Raw genomic sequence first — 22187 nt, forward strand, 5'->3', positions numbered from 1 at the left:
AAATCAGCCACCCAGGGCTTTGATGACCTGGTCGGTGATATCCACGCGCGGACTGACCGTCACGGCGTCCTGGATGATCAGATCATAGTTCTGCTGTTCGGCGATTTTTTTGATCGCGGTGTCGGCCTTTTCCACGATCGCGGAAAATTCCTCGTTCCGACGGCGGTTGAAGTCTTCCTGGAACTCGCGACGCTTGCGCTGCAGATCGGAATCGATGTCCTGCAATTGACGCTGGCGTTTGACACGGTCGGCCTCGGACAGCACGGGCGCGTCCTTGTCGAGTTTCTGGGCCTGGGAACGCAGACTGTCGGCCTGCTTCTGCAGATCCTGGTCACGTTTCTTGAATTCGGCCTCGATCTTGGCCTGGGCGGCCTTGGCCGGCTTCGAGTCGCGCAGAATGCGTTCCGTGCTGACGAAACCGATCTTCGTTCCCTGGGCATACGAGGGGACGACGAACAGCGCCCCAAGCCCGATCGCAGCAGCCACAGCCAGGGCACGATGGCCACGGACGGCGTGTTGCGCCAATGTTGAAACATTCAAACCTGAAAGACTCATGATGAAAAAACCACCTGCGGTGAACGCTGCGATAAAAAGGAACTATTGTGCCATTAAACGGAGGGAATCAGAACCCTGTGCCGATCTGGAACTGGAACAGTTGTTTCTCGTCGCCGTCCTTGGCATTCAGAGGACGACCGAACGACAATTGCAACGGCCCCAGAGGCGATTCCCAGGACAGGCCGATACCCGCCGAGAACTTCCAGCCGCAAGGATCGGAGACGCCGTTGTTGATGCCTTGTGTGCAAGGCGAACTGTCGGTGTTGGCGACTTGCCCGGCATCCGTGAAGAGGAACCAGCGCAGGGTGCGGTCCCGGGTGGCGCCCGGGAACGGCAGATACAGCTGCAAGTTGCCCACGATGCGCCGCGAGCCCCCCAGGTAGGTGTTGGTCAGGGTATCGCGGGGGCCGAGCGACGCGCCCTCGTAGCCGCGCACCGACCCGATGCCGCCCGCGTACATGTTCTTGATGACCGGGAAGGCCTTGCCGCTGCTGCCGTAGGTCTTTTCCCAGTCGGCCTGGCCGTTCAGGGCCAGGGTGAACGAACGCCCCATCGGCCAGAAGAACTGCTGCTGGCCGCTGAGCTTGTAGTATTTCAGATCCATCGTGGAGACATCCGCCGACAGGCGGGTATAGCTGCCCTTATGCGGCGCCAGCGCGCTGTCGCGCGTGTCTTTGGCCCAGCCCAAGCTGCCGATGACTGCGTTCGTGGTGTCGCCGTACTGGTCGACGAAATTCTGATAGGCCAGCGGCGCCGGATTCAGATTGAGATCCGTGCCCATGGTCATGTCGCGCAGGGAATTGCGCTCGAAGGTCGCGCCGGCGAACACGCGGTCCGTCTCGGAGATCGGGACCCCGAAATTCAGGCCCAGGCCCAGGGATTCGACGGCATACCAGCCCAGCGAGCCGCTATCGGCCACGGCATACGGCGTCGTGCGCCGGTAGTAGATGGACGTGGTCTTGCTGATGCCGTCCTGGGTCCAGTAGGGGTTGGTGTGCGAGATCACGGCAGCGCGGTTGGTGGCGCTGGTATTGACATTCAGCGACAGCGAGTTGCCGCTGCCGAATACGTTGTCCTGGCTGATCCCGGCCGAGAGCATCAGCTTGTCGGTCGTGCCGTAGCCAACCCCCAGGTTGATCATGCCGGTGGGTTTTTCCTTCACGTTCACGTCGACGTCGACCTGGTCGGGCGAGCCCGGCACGGGATCGGTCTTGACGTCGACCTCGCTGAAGTAGCCCAGCCGGTCGATGCGGTCCTTCGAGGTCTTGATGCTGGAGGAGTCGTACCAGGCGGCTTCCTGCTGGCGCATTTCACGGCGCACGACCTGGTCGCGGGTGCGCGTGTTGCCGCCCACGTTGATGCGGCGCACGTATACGCGGCGCCCGGGATCGACGTAGAACGTGAGCTTGGCGACATGCGTGTCGTGATCCAGGACCGGGCTGGGGTTCACATTGGCGAAGGCGTAGCCCAGCGACCCCAGGTAATCCGTCATGGATTTCGCGATCGCGTTGGTCTTTTCCGCCGAGAAGGTTTCGCCTTCGTGGACCGTGATGATCGGTTTGAGTTTGTCTTCCAGACCCAGCAGGTCGCCGGCCATGTCCACTGGCCCGAGCTTGTAGGGCTCGCCCTCGTGCACGGTCATGGTGATGTAGATGCTCTTGCGGTCGGGCGAGATCGTGACCTGGGGGGGTTCCATGGAGAATTCCAGGTAGCCGCGATCCAGGTAGTAGGAACGGATGCGCTCGACATCGCCCTCGAGTTTTTCGCGCGAATATTTGTTCGTGCCCGTGTACCAGGTCATCATGCCGCCGGTGGTCAGCTGCATCTGGTCTTCCAGGGTACCGGCGGAAAAGGCCTTGTTGCCGATGAATTCGATCTTGCCGATCGTGGTGACTTCGCCTTCGAAGATGTCGAAGCTGACACCGACACGGTTGCGCGGCAACGGTGTGATGACCGGATTGATCTGGACGCCGTACTTGCCTTTGGATAGATACTGCTGCTTCAGTTCGAAGACCGCGCGGTCCAGCATGGCCTGGTCGAAGATCCGGCCCTGGCCAAAGCCCACCTGGGACAACGATTTCGTCAGGGCTTTGGCATCGAATTCGCGCATGCCGTTGAAGTTGATCGAGGCGATCGTGGCGCGTTCCTTGACGGACACCACCAGGACATTGCCGCGTGCGTCGATCTTCACGTCGCTGAAGAACCCCGTGCCGTAGAGCTTCTGGATCGCGGTGGCGGCTTCTTCTTCGGTAAAGGTCTGGCCGATTTTCACCGGCAGATACGTGAAGATCGTTCCCGGATCGACCCGCTCGATGCCCTGCACCTGAATATCGCGCACGACGAAAGGCGTGAAGGCGGCCGCCACGGCGGGTGCCAGCAAGGCCGCCAGCACCACGGGAATGGCGCGCTTGATCAGACGAGAGTTCCGGAGAGACGACATCCTGGCAATCCTTTTCAGCCGTGACGGGGGTTGGAGACAAATGATGCGCGATTGTAAGTCACAACGCGATCACCTGAAAAGCCGCGAAAAATCATTGAACAAGGCCAGGAACATCAGGCCCAGAATTACACTCATGCCGATGCGCAGTCCCGCGTCGCGGACGCGATCCGGGACCGGGCGGCCGCCACGCAGCACCTCGATCAGGTAGAACAGCAAATGGCCACCATCCAGCATGGGAATGGGCAGCAGGTTCAACACCCCGATGCTGATGCTGATAAGCGCCAGAAAGCTGAGGTAGGCCTCCAGCCCGATCCGGGCGGTCTGCCCGGCGTATTCCGCGATCGTCACCGGCCCGCTGACGTTGCGCCAGGATACCGCGCCGACCACCATACGACCCATCATGCGCAACGTAAAGAGGCTCGTGTCCACCGTGCGCCGCACGCCGGCCCACAGGCTATCCAGGGGACCGAGGCGCACCAGCACCAGGGGTTGGCGCCCCTCGATCAGAGCGCCGATCCGGCCGATGGTCTTGCCCGCACCCGTGGCCGTCGCCGCAGGCGTGACGCTCAGGGTGACTTGCGTCGACTGGCGCAGGATAGTCAGCGGCAGCGGCTGGCCCGCATGGTCCTGGACGAACTGAACGAAGGCCTGGACCGAGGGCTGGGTGAGCCCACCCGCCGAAAGAATCACATCGCCAGGCCGCAGCCCAGCCAGCTGAGCCGCACCACCTGCCGTCAGCGACCCCACGACGGGTTGCGGTGCCTGCAGGACGAGGCCCGCCTGCTTCAGGGGATCGGGCCCGTCCGGACTCATCGCCTGGGCGGCCAGGCGCAGGTGCAGTTGCCGATCGGCGCCATCCGGTGACTGCACCGTCAGGGCGACCCGTCCGCCTCCGGCCAATGGTTCGAGCAATTGCCAGCGCGCCTGGGCCCAGGATGCGACGGGCGTGCCGTCAACCGCCTTGAGCGTGTCGCGGGCTTGCACACCGGCCAGTGCTGCCGGCGTTCCGGCGGGTGGCGCGGCCAGGATAGCGGCCGGTTCCTGTGTGCCCCACATGCCGAGCACCGTGTAGATCAGTGCGGCCAGCACCAGGTTGGCCACAGGCCCCGCCGCAACCACGGCGATCCGCCGCGACAGCGGCTGCGCATTGAAGGCGGACCGTCTGGTGGCCTCGTCGGCATCGGGCGGCGCGTCATCGAGCATCTTGACGTAGCCCCCCAGCGGAATCGCCGACAAGGCCCATTCCGTGCCATGGCGGTCATGACGCCGCAGCAGTACCCGCCCGAAGCCGACGGAGAACCGCAGGATACGGACCCCCGACAGACGCGCGACCCAGTAGTGGCCAAGCTCGTGAAAGGTGATCAGCAAGCCCAGAGCAAGGGCAAAGGCAATCAGGGTCAGCAGCATGAAGGGACGGACTCAGGAAACCGATTCGCAAAACCCGGAGGCCATCCGCCGGGTCCGCGCATCCAGATCCAGGACTTCGTCCAGCGACGTGGGCATCCGGACGGAACTGGTCGCTGAATCATCCAGGCAGCGTGCGATGATGTCGGGTATCTGAGTATAGCGAATGCGCCCGTGCAGAAAGCCGTCCACCGCCACTTCGTTGGCGGCGTTCAGGGTGATGCACGCCCCCTGCCCTTTTTCCAGGGCGTCCAGCGACAGCCGCAGGCAGGGGAAACGTCGCAGGTCCGGGGTTTCAAAATCCAGCCGGCCCAGGCGGGTGAGTTCCAACAGGCCGACGCCACTGTCGATGCGATCGGGATAGCCCAGGCCATAGGCGATCGCCGTACGCATGTCGGGCTGCCCGAGCTGCGCCAGGATCGAGCCGTCGGCATATTCCACCATGGAATGGACGACGCTCTGCGGATGAATGACGACCTGGATGCGTTCCAGCGGCATGGCGAACAGCCAGTGCGCTTCGATGACCTCCAGGCCTTTGTTCAGCATGGTGGCCGAATCGACGGAGATCTTGCGTCCCATGCGCCAGTTGGGATGGGCGCAGGCTTGGTCGGGTGTGACGTGTTCCAGTTGATCCAGGGCCGTGCACCGGAAGGGCCCACCCGAGGCCGTCAGCAGCAGGCGCCGTACGCCCGGCGCGGGCCGGTCGGGTGCACGGGCTCGGTCCGTCGACTGGGGCAGGCACTGAAAGATGGCGTTGTGTTCACTGTCGATCGGCAGCAGTTCGGCCCCCGAATCGCGCACGGCCTGCATGAACAGAGCCCCGGCGGCCACCAGGGCTTCCTTGTTGGCAAGTAGGACCCGTTTGCCCGCACGGGCGGCGGCCAGTGCGCCTGGCAGGCCAGCGGCGCCGACGATGGCCGCCATTACGGCGGTCACTTCGGGATCGGCCGCCGTATCGGCCAGCGCCTGTGCGCCTTGGCGGATCTCGGGCAGCGATCGTCCCGCGGGCCAAGCGGCGATGAAACGTGCCCGCGCGGCATCGTCGGGCACGATCACGACACGGGCCTGGTGCCGCACCGCCTGCGCGGCCAGCGCTTCGATCCGGCTGTGCGCGCTGAGCGCGTAAACGGACAAGCGATCCGGGTGACGCGCCACGACGTCCAGGGTGCTCACCCCGATGGAACCGGTGGAACCGAGAATGCAGAGACGTTGTACGGCAGGCATGGCTTATCCGAGGAGCAGCAAAAGAATGGCGGCCGGTGCGACTGGCAGCACGGCATCGATCCGATCGTACACCCCGCCGTGCCCGGGCAACAGCTGGCTGGAGTCCTTGACGCCGGCGCGGCGCTTGAGCAGCGACTCGAACAGATCTCCCAGGATGGACCACGCGGCGAGCACGACTCCTGTCAGAATCAGCCCGGGCCAGCCCAGGCGATCGACCAGCAAAGCGCCGTAGCTGCCGGGCCACCAGGCTGCGGTGACCACGAGCCAGGCCGTCGCGGCCACCACGCCCCCGGCCGCGCCTTCCCAGGTCTTGCCGGGGCTGACCCGGGGGGCCAGTTTATGCCGCCCGAGGCTGCGGCCGGTGAAATACGCCGCGATGTCGGCGCACCAGATCAGCGCCCACAGGCTGATCAGCGCCGCCGCTCCCTGTTGGACGAAGACCCAGGCCAGGGCATACCAGGTCGCTGCCAGCGTCACCACACCGGCCAGCACCAGCCCTGCCGACGGGCAACGCGCCGGCACCTGTGCCCGCAGGACCATGAAAGGTGCGGGTAGCAGCCAGAACAGCACTGCCAGCGGCAGGACACCGTGCTGGAAGATCCGCGACAGATCGCCCTGCCCGTCGACCAGCAGACGCGACGCGATGACCAGCAGGCAGACGGCCAGCACCGCCCCGCCGCCCCGGGCCAGCGGATTGTTCCAGACGAGTCGCCACCATTCCCATAAAGCGCAACCCGTCATCAGGCTGAGCAATGCCAGCATGGGCCATGGCGTGGACGCGGAGACGGCGCCCGCGACGATCAGCAGCAGGACGATCGCCGTCAGGACTCGTTGGCGAAGCATGGTATGCCCCTCAGGTTGGTGTGCGCAACTGCTCGCTAGTGCGCCCGAAGCGCCGCTCGCGATCTGCATACCAGGCGAAGGCCTGGTCAATCTGCGCCGCGCCGAAATCGGGCCAATAGCAGTCCGTGAAATACAGCTCGGTGTAGGCCAGCTGCCAGATGAGAAAATTGGAGATCCGCTGTTCCCCCCCCGTCCGGATGAAGAGATCGGGTTCGGGCGCATAGGCCATCGCCAGCCAGGGATTGAGCGCGTCCTCGTCCAGTTGTTCGGGATGCTCCGCCATTTCCGGATGCGCCTTCAGCAGCGCCTGCATGGCCTGCAGAATGTCCCAGCGCCCGCCGTAGTTGGCGGCGATGGTCAGCGTCAGGGTGGATTGCTGCTCGGTGCGTTGCTCGGCCTCGTCGATGAGGCGCCGCAGTTTCGCGTCGAATGCGCCCAGGTCGCCCACGATGCGCAGGCGCACGCCCTGGGCGACGAGCTTGTCGACTTCCCTTTCCAGGGTGCGCACGAACAGGCGCATCAGCAGGGAGACTTCCTGGGCCGGGCGGCGCCAGTTCTCGGAGCTGAAGGCAAACAGCGTCAGGTATTCCACGCCGCGGTGTCCGCAGGCCTCGACGGCGCGGCGCACCGCCTGCACGCCGCGCACGTGACCCGCCGTGCGCGGCAGTTTGCGCTGCGTCGCCCAGCGACCATTGCCATCCATGATGATGGCGACGTGTCGGGGGATCCTCCCCGTGACAGGGATCGTCCGGGTGGAACTGATCTGGCTCATGCCGCTTGAATCGATCGGGATGCCGGGATTAGACCGTCATGATCTCGGCTTCCTTCTGGGAGACGAGCTTGTCGATGTCGGCTACGTAGCGATCGGTCAGTTTCTGCACCTCGTCCTGGCCGCGACGCTCTTCGTCCTCGGAAATTTCCTTGTCCTTCAGGAGCTTTTTCAGGGTGTCGTTGGCGTCGCGGCGCAGGTTGCGTACGGCGACCTTGGCGTCTTCTCCTTCGACACGCACGACCTTGGTCAGGTCGCGGCGGCGTTCCTCGGTCAACGCCGGCATGGGCACGCGGATGTTATCGCCCATGGCGATCGGGTTCAGGCCCAGGTCGGATTCCCGGATGGCCTTGTCGACAGCGGCGGCCATGGTTTTTTCCCAGACCTGGACGCTGAGCGTGCGGGCGTCGATCACCGCGACATTGGCGACCTGGCTGACCGGCACCGGCGAACCGTAGTAGTCCACGTGCACATGGTCCAGAATACCGGCATGGGCGCGGCCCGTGCGGATCTTGGCCAGATTGGTCTTCAGGGATTCGATGGATTTGCCCATGCGCTCGTCGGCGGAGCGGCGAATGTCGGATAGACTCATGAAGGTTCCTATACCTGGACCAGAGTGCCTTCGTCCTCGCCGCAGATGACGCGTCGGAGGGCCCCGGGTTTGTTGATCGAAAAGACCTTGATCGGCAGCTTCTGGTCACGGCACAAGGCGAACGCCGTGGCGTCCATGACCTCGAGGCGGCGCACGATGGCCTCGTCGAAGCTGATGCGCGAATAACGCGTGGCGCTGGGGTCCTTGTTGGGGTCGGCGCTGTAGATACCGTCGACCTTCGTGGCCTTCAGGACCATTTCCGCACCGATCTCCGCTCCCCGCAGGGCGGCGGCTGTATCCGTGGTGAAAAAAGGATTGCCGGTGCCGGCCGCGAAGACCACGACCTTGCCTTCTTCCAGGTAGCGCAGGGCTTTGGGCCGGATATAGCGCTCGACCACCTGATCGATGTTCAGGGCAGACTGGACGCGGGCATCCACACCGTGATTTTTCAGGGCGTCCTGCAGCGCCAGACCGTTCATGACCGTGGCCAACATGCCCATGTAGTCGGCCGTGGCCCGATCCATGCCCTGGGCGCCGGGTGCCACGCCGCGAAAAATGTTGCCCCCGCCGATGACGACGGCCAGCTGCACCCCGAGCGACACGACGCCATGGATTTCTTCCGTCATGCGAAGAATGGTCGCGCGGTTAATGCCAAAGGCATCACCCCCCATCAACGCTTCGCCCGAGAGTTTCAGAAGAACGCGCTTGTAGGCCGGATTTGACATGCACCAGATTCCTGGAAGGATGTAACTAAGGGAAACGCCCCGAAGGGGCGTGACACGGCATCGCGCGCAAGCGCGATGCCATCGTACCTGAATCGGCCGGAATCAGGAACCGCTGGCGGCCGCAGCCACTTCGGCGGCGAAGTCCTCGGACTTTTTCTCGATGCCTTCGCCGACGACGAACAGGGCGTAGCGATTGATGCGCGCGCCCTTTTCCTTGAGCATCTGCTCGACGGACTGTTTGTCGTTCTTGACGAAGGGTTGGGACAGCAGGGTGACTTCCTTCAGGAATTTCTGCACGGAACCCTCGACCATCTTGGTGACGATCTCGGCCGGTTTGCCGGATTCGGCGGCCTTTTGTTCGGCGACGGAACGCTCGGCGGCAATCAGGGCGGGATCGACGCCATCGGCATTCAGGGCGCGCGGCTTGGTCGCGGCGATATGCATGGCCAGGTCCTTGCCGACTTCATCGGCACCGGCATAATCCACCAGCACGCCGATGCGCCCGCCGTGCACGTAGCTGTTCAGACGGTCGGCGGTTTCGAAGCGCTGGAAACGGCGCACGGACATGTTCTCGCCGATCTTGCCGACCAGCGCTGCGCGCGTGGACTCGACCGTGCCTTCGCCCATGGCGCAGGCGCCCAGGGCGGCCACGTCGGCGGGATTGCGTTCGGCGACCAGACGGGCCAGGTCATTCACGAAGGCGATGAAATCGTCGTTCTTGGCGACGAAGTCGGTTTCGCAGTTCACTTCGACCAGGGCGCCGGACTTGCTGTCGTCGGCGATGAACAGGCCCACCAGACCTTCGGCGGTCACGCGGCCGGCGGCCTTGGAGGCCTTGCTGCCGAGCTTGACGCGCAGCAGTTCTTCGGCGCGAGCCAGATCACCCTCGGATTCCGTCAGGGCCTTTTTGCATTCCATCATGGGCGCGTCGGTCTTTTCGCGCAGTTCCTTGACCATGGCGGCAGTGATTTGAGCCATTTGATTCTCCTGTTCGATCAATGCGGATACCGGCGGTCGCCGGTATCGGGCTGGTCGGTCCGGGGCATGTCCGGACCGGCGGAGGCGGCGGGAAACGAGGGCTCAGTCCTCGTGCTGGTCCTGCTCGACTTCGATGAATTCCTCGCCTTCGGCCAGTTCTTCGACCAGACCGTTGAGGCTTTGCTCACGACCGGCCAGAACGGCGTCGGCCATGCCGCGGGTGTACAACGCGATCGCCTTGGAGGAGTCGTCGTTACCGGGAATGACGTAGTCGATGCCTTCGGGCGAGTGGTTGGTGTCAACCACGCCGACGACCGGAATGCCCAGTGTGCGGGCTTCGGCCACAGCGATCTTGTGGTAGCCCACATCGATCACGAACAATGCTTCGGGCAGGGTGTTCATGTCCTTGATGCCGCCGATCGACTTGTTCAGTTTCGCCAGTTCGCGTTCGAACATGAGCGCTTCTTTCTTCGTCATGTGCTCGGTCACGCCTTCGGCCTGCTGGGCTTCCATGTCCTTCAGGCGTTTGATCGAGGTCTTGACCGTCTTGAAGTTGGTCATCATCCCGCCCAGCCAGCGGCTGTCGACGAAGGGCATGCCGCAACGCTGCGCTTCGGCGGCGATGAATTCGCGGGCCGAACGCTTTGTGCCGACGAACAGCACGTTGCCGCCACGGGCCGCCACCTGGCGCACGAACTGGGTCGCTTCCAGGTATTTTTCAACCGTGCGTTCCAGATTGATGACGTGGATCTTGTTGCGTTGGCCGAAAATGTATTCGGCCATTTTCGGGTTCCAGTAGCGGGTCTGGTGACCGAAATGGACACCAGCTTCCAGCATTTCGCGCATAAGGCTCATGAGATTCTCCAAAGGGTTTGGTCTTGTACATGGCCAGCATCCCGGACTAACATGGATCAATTCCATCGAACCGATCCACCACCCGCGAACACCCATTGTGGGCCATGCACGCTATTTACAGCGAAGCCTATAATTCTACTATTCATCCCCCATTTTCAGCAAGCCTCTCCATGACCCAACTCGTTACCGATCCCCAGGAACTCGATCAGATGCGCGCCGCCTGCCAGGCGGCGGCCAGCGTGCTGGATTATCTTGAACCGCACGTCCGGGTGGGCGTCACCACCGGGGAACTCGACCGCCTGTGCATGGACTACATCACCAACGTGCTGCAGGTGAAATCGGCCACGATCGGGTACGCGCCCCCAGGCTACCCGCCCTACCCGGCCTCCATCTGCATTTCGGTCAATCATGTCATCTGCCACGGCATTCCGGGCGACAAGGTCCTGAAGAACGGTGACATCCTGAACATGGACATCACCATCATCAAGGACGGCTGGTTCGGCGACACGAGCCGCATGTTTCGCGTGGGCGAACCCTCGATCCTGGCGCAGCGCCTGATCGATACGACCTATGAATGCATGTGGCTGGGCATCGAACAGGTGCGCCCGGGGGCGACTCTGGGCGACATCGGTCACGCCATCCAAAAGCACGCCGAGAGCGCCGGGTTCTCCGTCGTCCGCGAATACTGCGGCCATGGCGTGGGGCGGCGCTTTCACCAGGACCCGCAGGTGCTGCACTACGGCAAGCCCGGCACGGGCGAGCGGCTCGAACCCGGCATGATCTTCACGATCGAACCCATGATCAACGCCGGGCGCCGCGAGATCCGCACCCTGGCCGACCAATGGACCGTCGTCACCCGTGACCACAGCCTGTCGGCTCAATGGGAACACAGCATCCTGGTGACCAATCACGGCTACGAGGTCCTAACCGTGTCACCCGGCATGCCGGCCCCACCCGCGTTCGTCAGAGCCGCCACCACGCCTGCATGACCCCCCTTTCGCTCGATGGTCTTGCGGCCCTGCGTGGCCGTCTGCTGGAACGCCGTACCCAGGCCATCGAGGCTTACCGCGCGCATCTTCGGCCCGACACCCTGCTGACGGCGCTGCGCCGCATCGCCGACGACCAGGTCCACGAACTGCTGCGGATCCATCCCCTGCCAAAGGGCGCCTGCGTCGCCGCCGTCGGCGGCTACGGACGCGGTGAGCTCTACCCGGGGTCCGATCTGGATGTCCTGGTCCTGCTGGACCGCGGCCCGGATGCAGCCGACCGGGCCCACATCGAGGACTTCGTCGCAGCGCTCTGGGACGTCGGCCTGGAGCCCGGCCACAGCGTGCGCACCCTGGCGCAATGCCGCCACGAGGCGGCTGCCGACATCACGGTGCAGACCGCCCTGCTGGAAGCCCGCTGGCTGGCGGGCAGCCGAAAACTGTTCCAGCGCTTCCGCGATCAGATGCAGGCCGACCTGGATCCCCGCGAGTTCTACCTGGCCAAGCGCACCGAGATGCAGCAGCGTCACGTGCGGCACCAGGACACGCCCTATGCCCTGGAACCCAACTGCAAAGAAGCGCCCGGCGGGCTGCGGGATCTGCAGGTGCTGCTATGGTTGGCACGGGCGGCGGGCCTGGGCGCGACCTGGAAGGACGTCGCCCGCACCGACCTGCTGACGTCGGTCGAATTCCGCACCCTGCGGCGCGCGGAGCGTGCCTTCAAGCGCCTGCGCATCGAACTGCACCTGTTGGCCGGGCGGCGCGAGGACCGGGTCCTGTTCGACCTGCAGCCGCGTCTGGCGCGCATCTACGGCTTCGTCGACCAGCCGCACCGGCGCGCCAGCGAATTGCTGATGCAGCGCTACTACTGGGCTGCGCGCGTGGTCTGCCAGGTCAACCGCCTGCTGATGCAAAGCCTGGAAGAGCGTCTGTTTCCGCTGCCCCAGGCCGACACGGACATCGACGACGATTTCTGCATCCGTCGCGACTATCTGGCGTTACGCCGTGACGATGCCTTCGAGCGCAACCCCGCGCTGCTGCTGCGCGTCTTCCTGGTCATGCAGCAGCACCCCGAACTGCAGGGCATGGCAGCCGGCACCTTGCGGGCCATGTGGCACGCCCGGCGTCACATCGATCAGCAATTTCGCGACAATCCCGTCAATCAGAGCCAGTTCCTGCAGATCCTGCAGCAGCCGCGCGGCATCGTCCACGCACTGCGGGATATGACAATGTGGAATATCCTGCCGCGCTACCTGCCGGTCTTCCGGCGCATCGTCGGCCAGATGCAGCACGATCTGTTCCACGCCTACACCGTGGATCAGCACATCCTGATGGTGATCCGCAATCTGCGGCGTTTCACCATGCCGGAACACGCCCAGGAATATCCGCTGGCCAGCCAGCTGATCGCCGACCTGGACGAACACTGGCTGCTGTACATCGCCGCCCTGTTCCACGACATCGCCAAAGGGCGCGGGGGCGACCACTCGCAACTGGGCGAGGCGGAAGTGCATCGATTCGCGGGACGCCACCACCTGCCGCGTGAACAGACCGGCTTCCTGGAATTTCTCGTGCGCGAACACCTGACCATGTCCCAGGTGGCACAGAAACGCGACCTCAGCGACCCCCGGGTGATCCATGAATTCGCCGCCCGGGTCGGCAGCCAGCGCAACCTGGCCGCCCTGTACCTGCTGACGGTGGCGGATATCCGAGGCACCAGCCCCCGGGTCTGGAACGCCTGGAAGGGCAAGCTGCTGGAAGACCTGTACCACCTGACGCTGGCCGCGCTGGGCGGCGCCCGGCCGGACACGGGCACGATCCTGGCGCTGCGCAAGGACGCCGCGGCCGCCGAAATCCGTCGCATGGGGCTGCGCGACGAGAGCCGGGACGCCTTCTGGTCCCAGCTGGACGTTGCCTACTTCCTGCGACACGACGCCAACGAGATCGCCTGGCACACGCGTCACCTGTACCACTGCTTCCAGGGGCCGAACCCCGTCGTGCGCGCCCGGGTCCTGGGCCAGAGCGAAGCGCTGCAGATCCTGGCCTATGCGCCCGACCGCAACGACCTGTTCATGGACATCTGTACCTATTTCGACCGTCATGGGCAGAGCATTCAGGATGCGCGCATCCACACCACACGCCAGGGCTGGGCGCTGGACAGCTTCATCGTGCTGCTGCCCGAGGGCGACCGTGACTACCGGGCCCACGCAACGCTGATCGAGCACGAGCTGCTGGCCGCCCTGTCGGCGCCGCGCCCGACCCCGCAGCCCCAGCCCGCGCAGCGCCGGGGATCGCGCCGTTCGCGAATTTTTCCCATCATGCCCAGCATCACCCTGCAGGCCGACGAGCAGGGCGGCAACTGGCGCCTGTCGGTGACGACGGCCGACCGGGTCGGCCTGCTGCACGACCTGGCCCGGGTGTTCACCCGCCATGGTGTCAACCTGAAGATGGCCAAGATCATGACCCTGGGCGATCGGGTCGAGGACATCTTCATCCTGCAGGGGTCGATCCTGGATCAGCCGCGCGGCCAGCTGCAGTTCGAGCGCCACGTCTTCGACGCGCTGACCACCGAAATTCCCCCGGGGGCGCGTCCCCTGTTCCAACCCGCTTCACCTCCGCTTCCGACATCATGAAAATCACCCGATCCGACCGCATTCTCCGAATGATCGCCCTGCTGTGCCTGGCGGCCGTAGGCTTCGCCCTGATATCCCAGTACGGCTTCAATATGCAGCCCTGTGCCTGGTGCGTCCTGCAACGGCTGATCCTGCTGGCCATCGCCGCCGTCTGCGGTCTGGCCAGCACCGGCTGGGGATCCATTCTGGTGCGCAGGATCGGCGCCGCGGCTGCGGCCGCGCTGGCGATTTCCGGCGTCGTGGCCGCCTGGTACCAGTACAGCGTGGCGTCGCACTCGTTCTCGTGCGCCCAGACTTTCGCCGACCGATTCATTGCCGGCTCCGGGCTGGACGCCGCTCTGCCCTGGCTGTTTGGCATCTATGCCAGCTGCCTGGACGCGCGGGTCAGCCTGCTGGGTGTGGAATACGCCCTGTGGGGCCTGATGCTGTTCGTTGCCTGTGCCGTACTGGCCCTCTGGGCGCTGGGGCGCTCGGGACGCGACTGAATCCCTGTGGCAGGCACGAGGTCAGTCCACGCATGAACAGGCCAGGCCCTGACAGCGCCCGGAAGCTGGCTCGGGCCGGCTTGGTACGAATCAGCCCTCGTCGACCGGGGCCGCCATCGCGCCCGATAGCGCCGCCATCCCGCGCGTGCGGCTCAGGCGTTCCAGATAGGCCGCATCGATGTCGCCCGTCACGTAGCGGCCGTTGAAGCAGGACGACTCGAAGCCATGCAACGCCGGATTCAGATCCCGGAGTGACTGCTCCAGATCTTCGAGATCCTGGTAGACCAGCCCGTCGGCACCGATTTCCCGCGCGACCTGTTCGGTATCCCGGCCCGTGGCGATCAATTCCGCCTGGGTCGGCATGTCGATGCCATAGACGTTGGGATAGCGCACGGCGGGAGCGGCGGAAGCGAAATAGACCTTGTGGGCGCCGGCGGCCCGGGCCATATCCACGATTTCCCGGCTGGTGGTGCCGCGCACTATGGAATCGTCCACCAGCAGCACGTTCTTGCCACGAAATTCCATGTCGATGGCACTGAGCTTCTGACGCACGGATTTCTTGCGCACCGCCTGCCCCGGCATGATGAAGGTGCGGCCCACATAGCGGTTCTTGATGAAGCCTTCGCGGTAATTGAGCCCGAGACGGGAAGCCAGCTGCATGGCCGATGGCCGCGAGGAATCAGGGATCGGCATGACCACATCGATGTCGCCCAGCCGCAGGGTCTTGGCGACATTGTCGGCCAGATACTCGCCCATGTGCAGGCGGGCATCGTAGATGGAAATGCCGTCCATCACGGAATCCGGTCGGGCGAAATAGACGTATTCGAACGCGCAAGGGGTCTGCGCCAGCCCGGGGTCGGCACACAGTTCGTGACTGATCTCGCCGTCCTCGGTGATCACGATGGCTTCGCCGGGGGCGATGTCGCGCACGAGGGTGAAGCCGCTGGCCGTCAGCGCCACCGATTCGGACGCCAGCATCCACTCGGGGCCCGTGTCAGTGTCGTGGCGCCCCAGGCACAGCGGCCGGATACCGTGCGGATCCCGGAACGCCACCAGACCGAAGCTGCTGATGTTCGCGATGACGGCATAGGCGCCCTTGGCGCGGTGATGGACGGCGCGTACCGCCTGGAATACGGCATGCGCATCCAGCGTGACGCCATCGGAAGCCTGCTGAAGTTCGTGCGCGAACACGTTGAGCAGGACTTCCGAATCCGAATTGGTGTTGATGTGGCGCCGGTCGTGCTTGAACAGCGCCTCGCGCAGTTCGCGCCAGTTGGTCAGGTTGCCATTGTGGACAAACGTGATGCCAAAGGGTGCATTCACGTAGAACGGCTGTGCCTCGTCCACGCTGGCGCTGGACCCTGCCGTCGGATAGCGCACCTGGCCCAGGCCGCTGTTGCCGGGCAGCGCCCGCATGTTGCGGGTGCGGAACACGTCCCGGACCAGGCCGTGCGCCTTGTGCATGCTGAAGAACTGATCATGGGCCGTCGCAATGCCAGCCGCGTCTTGCCCGCGATGCTGCAACAACAACAGACTGTCATAGATCAACTGATTGACGGGGCCCTTGCCCATCACACCCACGATTCCACACATGATGATTGATATCCGAGACTGACTAATAAGGGAGCAGCTGCGCCACATCCATGGGCAGCAGGAATTTGACTTGCTGGAAACCCTTCACCAGGGCGGCCGACGTGCGTGCTTGCTGCCACCAGGCTTCCCGGGGCAGTTCGGTGTAGCCGGCCAGACCGATCAGCGCCAGTACCAGCACGGCACCGCGCACCGCGCCGAACACGGCACCCAGGCCATGATCCGCGGGGGTCAGCCCGGTCCGATCCACTAGCGCGCCCAGCGCCATGTTCAGCAGCCCCACCCCCAGCAGCGTCAGCACGAACACCGCGCCATAGGCTGCCAGCGTGCGCAGCAGGCCGTTATCGATCACGGTATCCAGCCAGATCGAGGCCGACGGCCCCCACCAGATGGCGGCGACAAATGCGGCAACGTAGGCAACCAGCGATAGCACTTCGCGCAGGAAGCCCCGCAGCAGGCCGATCAGGCTGGACACCGCCACGATCGTCAGGACGATATAGTCGAAGCTGGTCACTTGTCGGAAATCAGACCGTTCTGATATCCCAGCGCCCGCAGGCGGGTCTGAGCCGCCTGGGCCGCCTCGTGCGAGCTGAAGGGGCCGACTCGCAGCCGATAGACCGTGCGCCCGGCCGACTGGCCCTGTTCGACGTAGGCATCGGTCACCCCGGACTGGCGCAGGTTGTCACGACGCCGCTGTGCGTCCTGTTCGGTGGTGTACGCCGCAACCTGCAGGAAGTAGCGGCCCGACTGCGATGTCGTGGCGGGCGCGGCGCTGCGCGCCGTGGACGGCGATTTCCCCGCCAGCAGCGCCAGCGCCACGGAACCGTCATCGGTACGTTCGACAGCGGGTTTTGCGGGCTTTTGGGGCTTGCTGGCTTCGGCCACCGGCTTCGCCGGAGCCGGCGATTCGGGACGAACCGCGGGTTTAGGCGGCGCCACAGGAGCCGGTTGCGATACCGCGCCGGCGGCCGGCGCATTCTGGGTCACGGCCGGCGCCGCAGCACCGGTTTGCGGCGGGTTGGTGCCTGTCGTGCCGGCATCACCCAAAGGCGGCTGAACGGTGCCCTGGGCTACGGAACCGCTGGCGGGATTCGTGGCCGCACCCTGCGCGGCGGCATTATCCGCCTGGTTTGCCATAGGGTCGGGCGCAGCCGGCAGCCCGGCGGGAGCCGCTGGCACAACGACCGGAGCGGGCATGTTGTCCGAGGGCGGTTTTTCGAAGAGCCAGGGAACAACGATGAAGGCAGCCAGCACCAGCGCGAGCGCGCCGATCAGGCGACGACGCGCCTTGCCGCGAAGTTCCTTGAGCTGGGCCTCGCTGGTTGCGCTGGAACGTGCCGATGCGCGTTTCCCCGTGTCGGTCCCGTGACGAAAAAACATCGTGCAGCTCACCCATTACAAAGGGCGGGCCGACGCGCCCGCCCGGTCAAGAGAGGACGTCCCTGCCTTCGAGGCGCAGGACCTGAAGTACCGGGCCGACCGTCGCAAATGACCCGAACACGAGAATTCTATCATTGTCGGTCGCCAGCTTTCTGGCCTCGGCAAAGGCTTGTTCCGGACTGTCAAATGTCGATACCTGAACATCCCGGCTGGCGACGGCGGGCCTGGGCTTGGCCCGTACCCCGGGCTTATGGTCGCCCGATGCGCGGGATACCTCGGCCGTCTGGGCGATGAAGGGATCGACCGGCGTCTCTTCGCCGGTGATGCGACGCACGACATCGGCCAGTTCCTGCGCGCTCGTGCCGCGCGGCCCGCCCAGCGTGACGCACATCCAGCGGTCGACCCGGTTTGCGAGGCGCGACAGAGTCGTTTCGATATCCTTGTCGTGCAGCATGCCGACCACCGCGTAGGTGTGCGGATAATGGCCCATGCTGTCCAGGTTCTGCCCCAGCGCCGAAGCCGCATGCGGGTTATGCCCCACATCCAGGATCGTGGCCGGCAGGCCCGGCAGGATCTGCATGCGCCCAGGCAGGCTGACATGCAGCAGGCCATTACGGACGTTCTGCTGCGTCACGACCAGACGGTCGCGCAAGGTTTCCAGCGCCGCCAGGGCTGCGGAGGCATTGAGCAACTGATTGGCACCCCGCAGCGCCGGATAGCCCAGCGCGTTGCGGCGCTGATCGCGTCCGCCGTAGGCCCATTGCTGGCGGTCGCCCGAATAATTGAAGTCAGTCCCGAAGCGCCAGAGATCGGCGCCGATTTCCTGGGCGTAGTCGATGACCGTCTGCGGTGGCACCGGATCGGCGCAGATGGCGGGCTTGCCGGGACGGAAGATGTGCGCCTTTTCCCACCCGATGGCTTCCCGGGTGTTGCCCAGATAGGCCATGTGGTCCAGATCCACGCTGGTCAGGATGGCGCAATCGGCGTCGATCAGGTTGACGGCATCCAGACGCCCGCCCAGACCGACTTCCAGCACCACGACGTCCAGCCGGGCTGCCTGGAACAGCAACAGAGCGGCCAACGTAGTCATCTCGAAGTACGTCAGCGTCACGTCACCCCGGACGGATTCGATGCGTTCGAGCTGGGCCACGATGTCCGCGTCGCCCGCTTCCTGACCATCGATCCGGATGCGTTCGTTGAAGCGCAGCAGGTGCGGCGAGGTGTATTCCCCGACATGGTAGCCCGCATCCAGCAGGATGGATTCCAGCATGGCGCAGGTCGAACCCTTGCCGTTGGTGCCCGCCACCGTGATCTTGACGCAATCGAGGGAGAGTTCCAGGCGCGCCGCCACAGCACGGATGCGATCCAGCCCCAGGTCGATGGCTTTCGGATGCAGGGTTTCCAGATAGGCCAGCCAGTCGGCCAGCGCGGCGTCCCGGGCAGGAGCAGAAGATGACATGAGAATGAGAACCACAAAGAAAAACGGCAGGTGCCGATATTAGCACCTGCCGTCGAGCCACACGCAGGCAGCCCTACTGCCCGTGCAGGCTGCGCAGCGTGGGAGGACTACTTCTTTTTTGTTGGTGGCACGTCGGTGCAATGACCGTCCGCGACCTCGGCGGCCATGCCGATCGATTCGCCCAGCGTCGGATGCGGGTGGATCGTCTTGCCGATATCCACGGAATCCGCCCCCATCTCGATGGCCAGGGCCACTTCGCTGATCAGGTCCCCGGCATGGGTGCCCACGATCCCGCCACCCAGCACACGGCCGGTTTCAGCATCGAACAGCAGCTTGGTGAAACCCTCGTCACGCCCGTTGGCGATCGCACGACCCGATGCCTGCCACGGGAACAGGCCTTTCTTCAGGGCGACGCCCTGCTTTTTGGCCTCTTCCTCGGTCAGACCGACCCAGGCGACTTCCGGGTCAGTGTAGGCGACCGATGGAATCACGCGGGCATCGAAGAAGGCCTTTTCGCCAGCGATCGCTTCCGCCGCCACATGCGCCTCGTGCACGGCCTTGTGCGCCAGCATGGGCTGGCCCACGATGTCACCGATGGCGTAGATGTGCGGCACATTGGTGCGCATCTGCTTGTCCACGGCGATGAAGCCGCGATCCCCGACGATCACGCCGGCGTTCTCGGCCCCGATCTTCTTGCCATTGGGCGAGCGGCCCACGGCCTGCAGCACCAGATCATAGCGCTGGGGTTCCTTCGGCGCGGCCTCGCCTTCGAAGGTCACCCAGATCCCGTCGTCCTTCGCCTCGGCCGCCACGGTCTTGGTCTTGAGCATGACATGATCGAAGCGCTGGGCGTTCAGCTTGTCCCAGACCTTGACCAGATCGCGGTCGGCCCCGGTCATCAGGGTCGGCAGCATCTCGACCACGTCCAGGCGGGCGCCCAATGCGGAATAGACTGTCCCCATCTCCAGGCCGATGATGCCGCCGCCGACGATCAGCATGCGCTTCGGGATGGATTTCAGCGCCAGGGCACCGGTCGAATCCACGATGCGTGGATCGTCGGGCAGGAACGGCAGCTTCACGGACTGGCTGCCGGCGGCGATGATGGCCGAGGCGAACTTCACCGTCGTCTGCCCGCCGTCGGGCTTGGTCACTGTCAGATGGTGCGGATCGGCAAAAGTGCCCACGCCCTGAATGACCGTGACCTTGCGCGCCTTGGCCATCCCGGCCAGGCCGCCCGTCAGCTTGCCGACGACGGAGTCCTTATAGCCGCGCACCGCATCGAGATCGATCTTCGGTTCGCCGAAGGTGATGCCGTGAGCCGAAAGGGACTTGGCTTCCTCGAGCACGGCGGCCGTGTGCAGCAGGGCTTTGGACGGAATGCAGCCCACGTTCAGGCAGACCCCGCCCAGAGTGGTGTAGCGTTCCACCAGCACGACCTTCAGACCGAGGTCGGCGGCACGGAAGGCAGCGGAATACCCGCCGGGGCCCGCCCCCAGCACCAGCACATCGCAATCAGCGTCGGCGGTGCCGGCAAACTGCGCCGGCGCTGGCCCGGCCTGGACGGCAGGTGCCGCGACAGCCACAGCCGGCTGCGCGGGCGCGGCATTGGTGGCCGCGGCAGGTGCCGGGGCAGCCGGTGCCGGAGCAGAGACGGCAGCCGAGTCGGTGGAATCAATCCGCAGGATAGCCATGCCCTGCGACACCTTGTCGCCGATCTTGACCAGGATTTCCTTCACTACCCCCCCCTGATCGGCCGGGATTTCCATGGAGGCCTTGTCGGATTCGACCGTGATCAGGCTTTGTTCGGGCTGGATGGTGTCGCCCACGGCGACCAGAATCTCGATGACATCGACTTGATCGAAATCGCCGATGTCGGGAACGTTGACGTCCTTGATGCTCATGCGCGCCCCCTTACAGGATGATGCGGCGGAAATCCGCCAGCAGGCCAGCCAGATAGGCATTGAAGCGGGCTGCGGACGCGCCGTCGATCACGCGGTGATCGTAGGACAGCGACAGCGGCAGCATCAGGCGCGGCTGGAAGGCCTTGCCGTCCCACACCGGCTGCATCGCGGACCGCGACACGCCCAGAATGGCGACTTCGGGGGCGTTGATGATGGGAGTGAAATCGGTCCCCCCGATGCCGCCCAGCGACGAAATCGAGAAGCATCCCCCTTGCATCTGCGAGGGCGAAAGCTTGCCTTCGCGCGCCTGAGCCGCCAGTTCGGACGTCTCTGTCGCCAGTTCCAGCACACCCTTCCGATCCGCGTCGCGGATGACCGGCACCACCAGCCCGTTGGGCGTATCGGCCGCAAAGCCGATATGGTAGTAGTGCTTCAGGACCAGATTGTCGCCGTCCAACGAGGCATTGAATTCCGGGAATTTCTTCAGAGCCGCGACAACTGCCTTGATCAGGAAGGCCAGCATGGTGACCTTGACGCCGGACTTCTTGTTTTCCGCGTTGAGCTGCTGGCGCAGGGCTTCCAGTTCGGTGATGTCGGCCACGTCGTTGTTGGTGACGTGGGGAATCATGACCCAATTGCGGTGCAGATTGGCGCCCGAGATTTTCTTGATGCGCGACAGGGGCTTGCTTTCGATCTCGCCGAATTTGGCGAAGTCGACCTTGGGCCAGCCCAGCACGCTGAAGCCCTCGCCAGCGGGCAGGGTCGAGCCCACAGGGCTTACGCCGCCGGTGGCCAGCGCCTGCTTGACGTAGCTGCGGATGTCGTCGGCCGTAATGCGGTTTTTCGGGCCACTGCCGGTGACTTGACTGAGATTCACACCCAGTTCACGGGCAAATTGACGCACCGAGGGCGAGGCATGCGGCAGATTGCGCAGCGGCACATCGGCTTCGGCGAACGCCGCGGTCGGCGACACGCGATCCGGCGTGGCCGCCACCACGGCGGGGGCCGATGCGGGTGCGGGTGCCGGAGCAGCGGGGGCCGGTGCGGGGGCCGCCTCGGTGGCAGGAGCGGGAGCGGGTGCTGCGGCGGCGGGCTGAGCCGCCGGTGCGTCAGCCACTGCGTCAGCGGACTCGACCTCCAGGATCACGGAGCCCTCGGCGACCTTGTCGCCGACCTTGACCTTCAGGGTCTTGACCACCCCGCCCTGCGAGGCCGGAATCTCCATCGAAGCCTTGTCGGATTCAACCGTGATCAGGCTTTGTTCGGGCTGAATGGTGTCGCCGACGGCCACCAGAATTTCGATGACGTCGACGTGATCGAAATCACCGATGTCGGGGACCTTGATTTCCACGATAGCACTCATGTTCCTCG

At 64.7% G+C, this 22187-nt stretch carries 19 protein-coding genes; 3 read left to right on the forward strand and 16 right to left on the reverse strand.

All coding sequences use genetic code 11. The features are described 5' to 3' along the window. Positions 1-3 precede the first annotated feature (3 nt). The 10 genes from ABCV34_RS04065 to rpsB form a co-directional block, all read right to left on the reverse strand. Positions 4-555 (reverse strand): OmpH family outer membrane protein, encoded by a 552-nt coding sequence (locus ABCV34_RS04065; RefSeq protein WP_345797942.1) that lies wholly within the window; start codon positions 553-555, stop codon positions 4-6. Between the two features lie 67 nt (positions 556-622). After that, positions 623-2995 (reverse strand): outer membrane protein assembly factor BamA, encoded by a 2373-nt coding sequence (gene bamA / locus ABCV34_RS04070; protein WP_345797943.1) that lies wholly within the window; start codon positions 2993-2995, stop codon positions 623-625. A gap of 69 nt (positions 2996-3064) precedes the next feature. Then, positions 3065-4402 carry an RIP metalloprotease RseP gene (gene rseP / locus ABCV34_RS04075; RefSeq protein WP_345797944.1) on the reverse strand — a complete coding sequence of 446 codons (1338 nt, stop codon included), beginning with the start codon at positions 4400-4402 and terminating at the stop codon, positions 3065-3067. A 12-nt stretch (positions 4403-4414) separates the two neighbouring features. After that, on the reverse strand, positions 4415-5623 hold the full coding sequence (gene ispC / locus ABCV34_RS04080) for a 1-deoxy-D-xylulose-5-phosphate reductoisomerase (RefSeq protein WP_345797945.1): 1209 nt from the start codon (positions 5621-5623) through the stop codon (positions 4415-4417). Positions 5624-5626: 3 nt separating this feature from the next. Further along, positions 5627-6466 (reverse strand): phosphatidate cytidylyltransferase, encoded by an 840-nt coding sequence (locus tag ABCV34_RS04085; RefSeq protein WP_345797946.1) that lies wholly within the window; start codon positions 6464-6466, stop codon positions 5627-5629. Positions 6467-6476: 10 nt separating this feature from the next. Next, positions 6477-7238 (reverse strand): polyprenyl diphosphate synthase, encoded by a 762-nt coding sequence (gene uppS / locus ABCV34_RS04090; protein WP_345797947.1) that lies wholly within the window; start codon positions 7236-7238, stop codon positions 6477-6479. A 28-nt stretch (positions 7239-7266) separates the two neighbouring features. Continuing rightward, complete coding sequence (frr, locus tag ABCV34_RS04095) at positions 7267-7827, reverse strand: ribosome recycling factor (RefSeq protein ID WP_345797948.1); 561 nt, start codon at positions 7825-7827, stop codon at positions 7267-7269. 8 nt (positions 7828-7835) lie between these two features. Continuing rightward, a complete protein-coding gene (pyrH, locus tag ABCV34_RS04100) occupies positions 7836-8552 on the reverse strand; it encodes a UMP kinase (RefSeq protein ID WP_345797949.1) in 717 nt (238 codons plus the stop codon). Between the two features lie 102 nt (positions 8553-8654). Next, the gene (gene tsf, locus ABCV34_RS04105) at positions 8655-9530 is read right to left on the reverse strand and encodes a translation elongation factor Ts (protein ID WP_345797950.1); all 876 of its coding nucleotides are present in this window, start codon (positions 9528-9530) and stop codon (positions 8655-8657) included. Positions 9531-9632: 102 nt separating this feature from the next. Continuing rightward, the gene (gene rpsB / locus ABCV34_RS04110) at positions 9633-10385 is read right to left on the reverse strand and encodes a 30S ribosomal protein S2 (RefSeq protein ID WP_345797951.1); all 753 of its coding nucleotides are present in this window, start codon (positions 10383-10385) and stop codon (positions 9633-9635) included. Positions 10386-10555: 170 nt separating this feature from the next. On the opposite strand from rpsB, the gene map reads away from it, so the two are divergent. From map to ABCV34_RS04125, 3 genes are read left to right on the forward strand one after another with little or no spacing between them, the layout of a single operon-like run. Further along, the gene (gene map, locus ABCV34_RS04115) at positions 10556-11374 is read left to right on the forward strand and encodes a type I methionyl aminopeptidase (protein ID WP_345797952.1); all 819 of its coding nucleotides are present in this window, start codon (positions 10556-10558) and stop codon (positions 11372-11374) included. Then, positions 11371-14001: a [protein-PII] uridylyltransferase gene (locus ABCV34_RS04120; RefSeq protein ID WP_345797953.1), complete on the forward strand. Its 2631-nt coding sequence runs from the start codon at positions 11371-11373 to the stop codon at positions 13999-14001. The genes map and ABCV34_RS04120 overlap by 4 nt, the downstream gene beginning before the upstream one ends. Beyond that, positions 13998-14486 (forward strand): disulfide bond formation protein B, encoded by a 489-nt coding sequence (locus ABCV34_RS04125; RefSeq protein WP_345797954.1) that lies wholly within the window; start codon positions 13998-14000, stop codon positions 14484-14486. The genes ABCV34_RS04120 and ABCV34_RS04125 overlap by 4 nt, the downstream gene beginning before the upstream one ends. A 90-nt stretch (positions 14487-14576) precedes the next feature. Here the strand turns inward: ABCV34_RS04125 and purF are convergent, their stop codons facing one another. From purF to aceF, 6 genes are all read right to left on the reverse strand, one after another. Beyond that, positions 14577-16079: an amidophosphoribosyltransferase gene (purF, locus tag ABCV34_RS04130; RefSeq protein ID WP_345797955.1), complete on the reverse strand. Its 1503-nt coding sequence runs from the start codon at positions 16077-16079 to the stop codon at positions 14577-14579. A gap of 22 nt (positions 16080-16101) precedes the next feature. Continuing rightward, entirely contained in the window at positions 16102-16590 is a 489-nt protein-coding gene (locus tag ABCV34_RS04135; protein ID WP_345797956.1) for a CvpA family protein, read from the reverse strand. Beyond that, positions 16587-17456: an SPOR domain-containing protein gene (locus ABCV34_RS04140; RefSeq protein ID WP_345797957.1), complete on the reverse strand. Its 870-nt coding sequence runs from the start codon at positions 17454-17456 to the stop codon at positions 16587-16589. The genes ABCV34_RS04135 and ABCV34_RS04140 overlap by 4 nt, the downstream gene beginning before the upstream one ends. 46 nt (positions 17457-17502) lie before the next feature. After that, positions 17503-18915, reverse strand: coding sequence for a bifunctional tetrahydrofolate synthase/dihydrofolate synthase (gene folC, locus ABCV34_RS04145; protein ID WP_345797958.1), 1413 nt, complete (start codon positions 18913-18915; stop codon positions 17503-17505). A gap of 107 nt (positions 18916-19022) precedes the next feature. Further along, positions 19023-20816, reverse strand: coding sequence for a dihydrolipoyl dehydrogenase (lpdA, locus tag ABCV34_RS04150; RefSeq protein WP_345797959.1), 1794 nt, complete (start codon positions 20814-20816; stop codon positions 19023-19025). A 10-nt stretch (positions 20817-20826) separates the two neighbouring features. Continuing rightward, positions 20827-22179: a dihydrolipoyllysine-residue acetyltransferase gene (gene aceF, locus ABCV34_RS04155; protein ID WP_345797960.1), complete on the reverse strand. Its 1353-nt coding sequence runs from the start codon at positions 22177-22179 to the stop codon at positions 20827-20829. Between the last annotated feature and the right edge of the window lie 8 nt (positions 22180-22187).

The sequence above is a fragment of the Castellaniella sp. MT123 genome, from assembly GCF_039614765.1.
Lineage (GTDB): Bacteria > Pseudomonadota > Gammaproteobacteria > Burkholderiales > Burkholderiaceae_B > Castellaniella.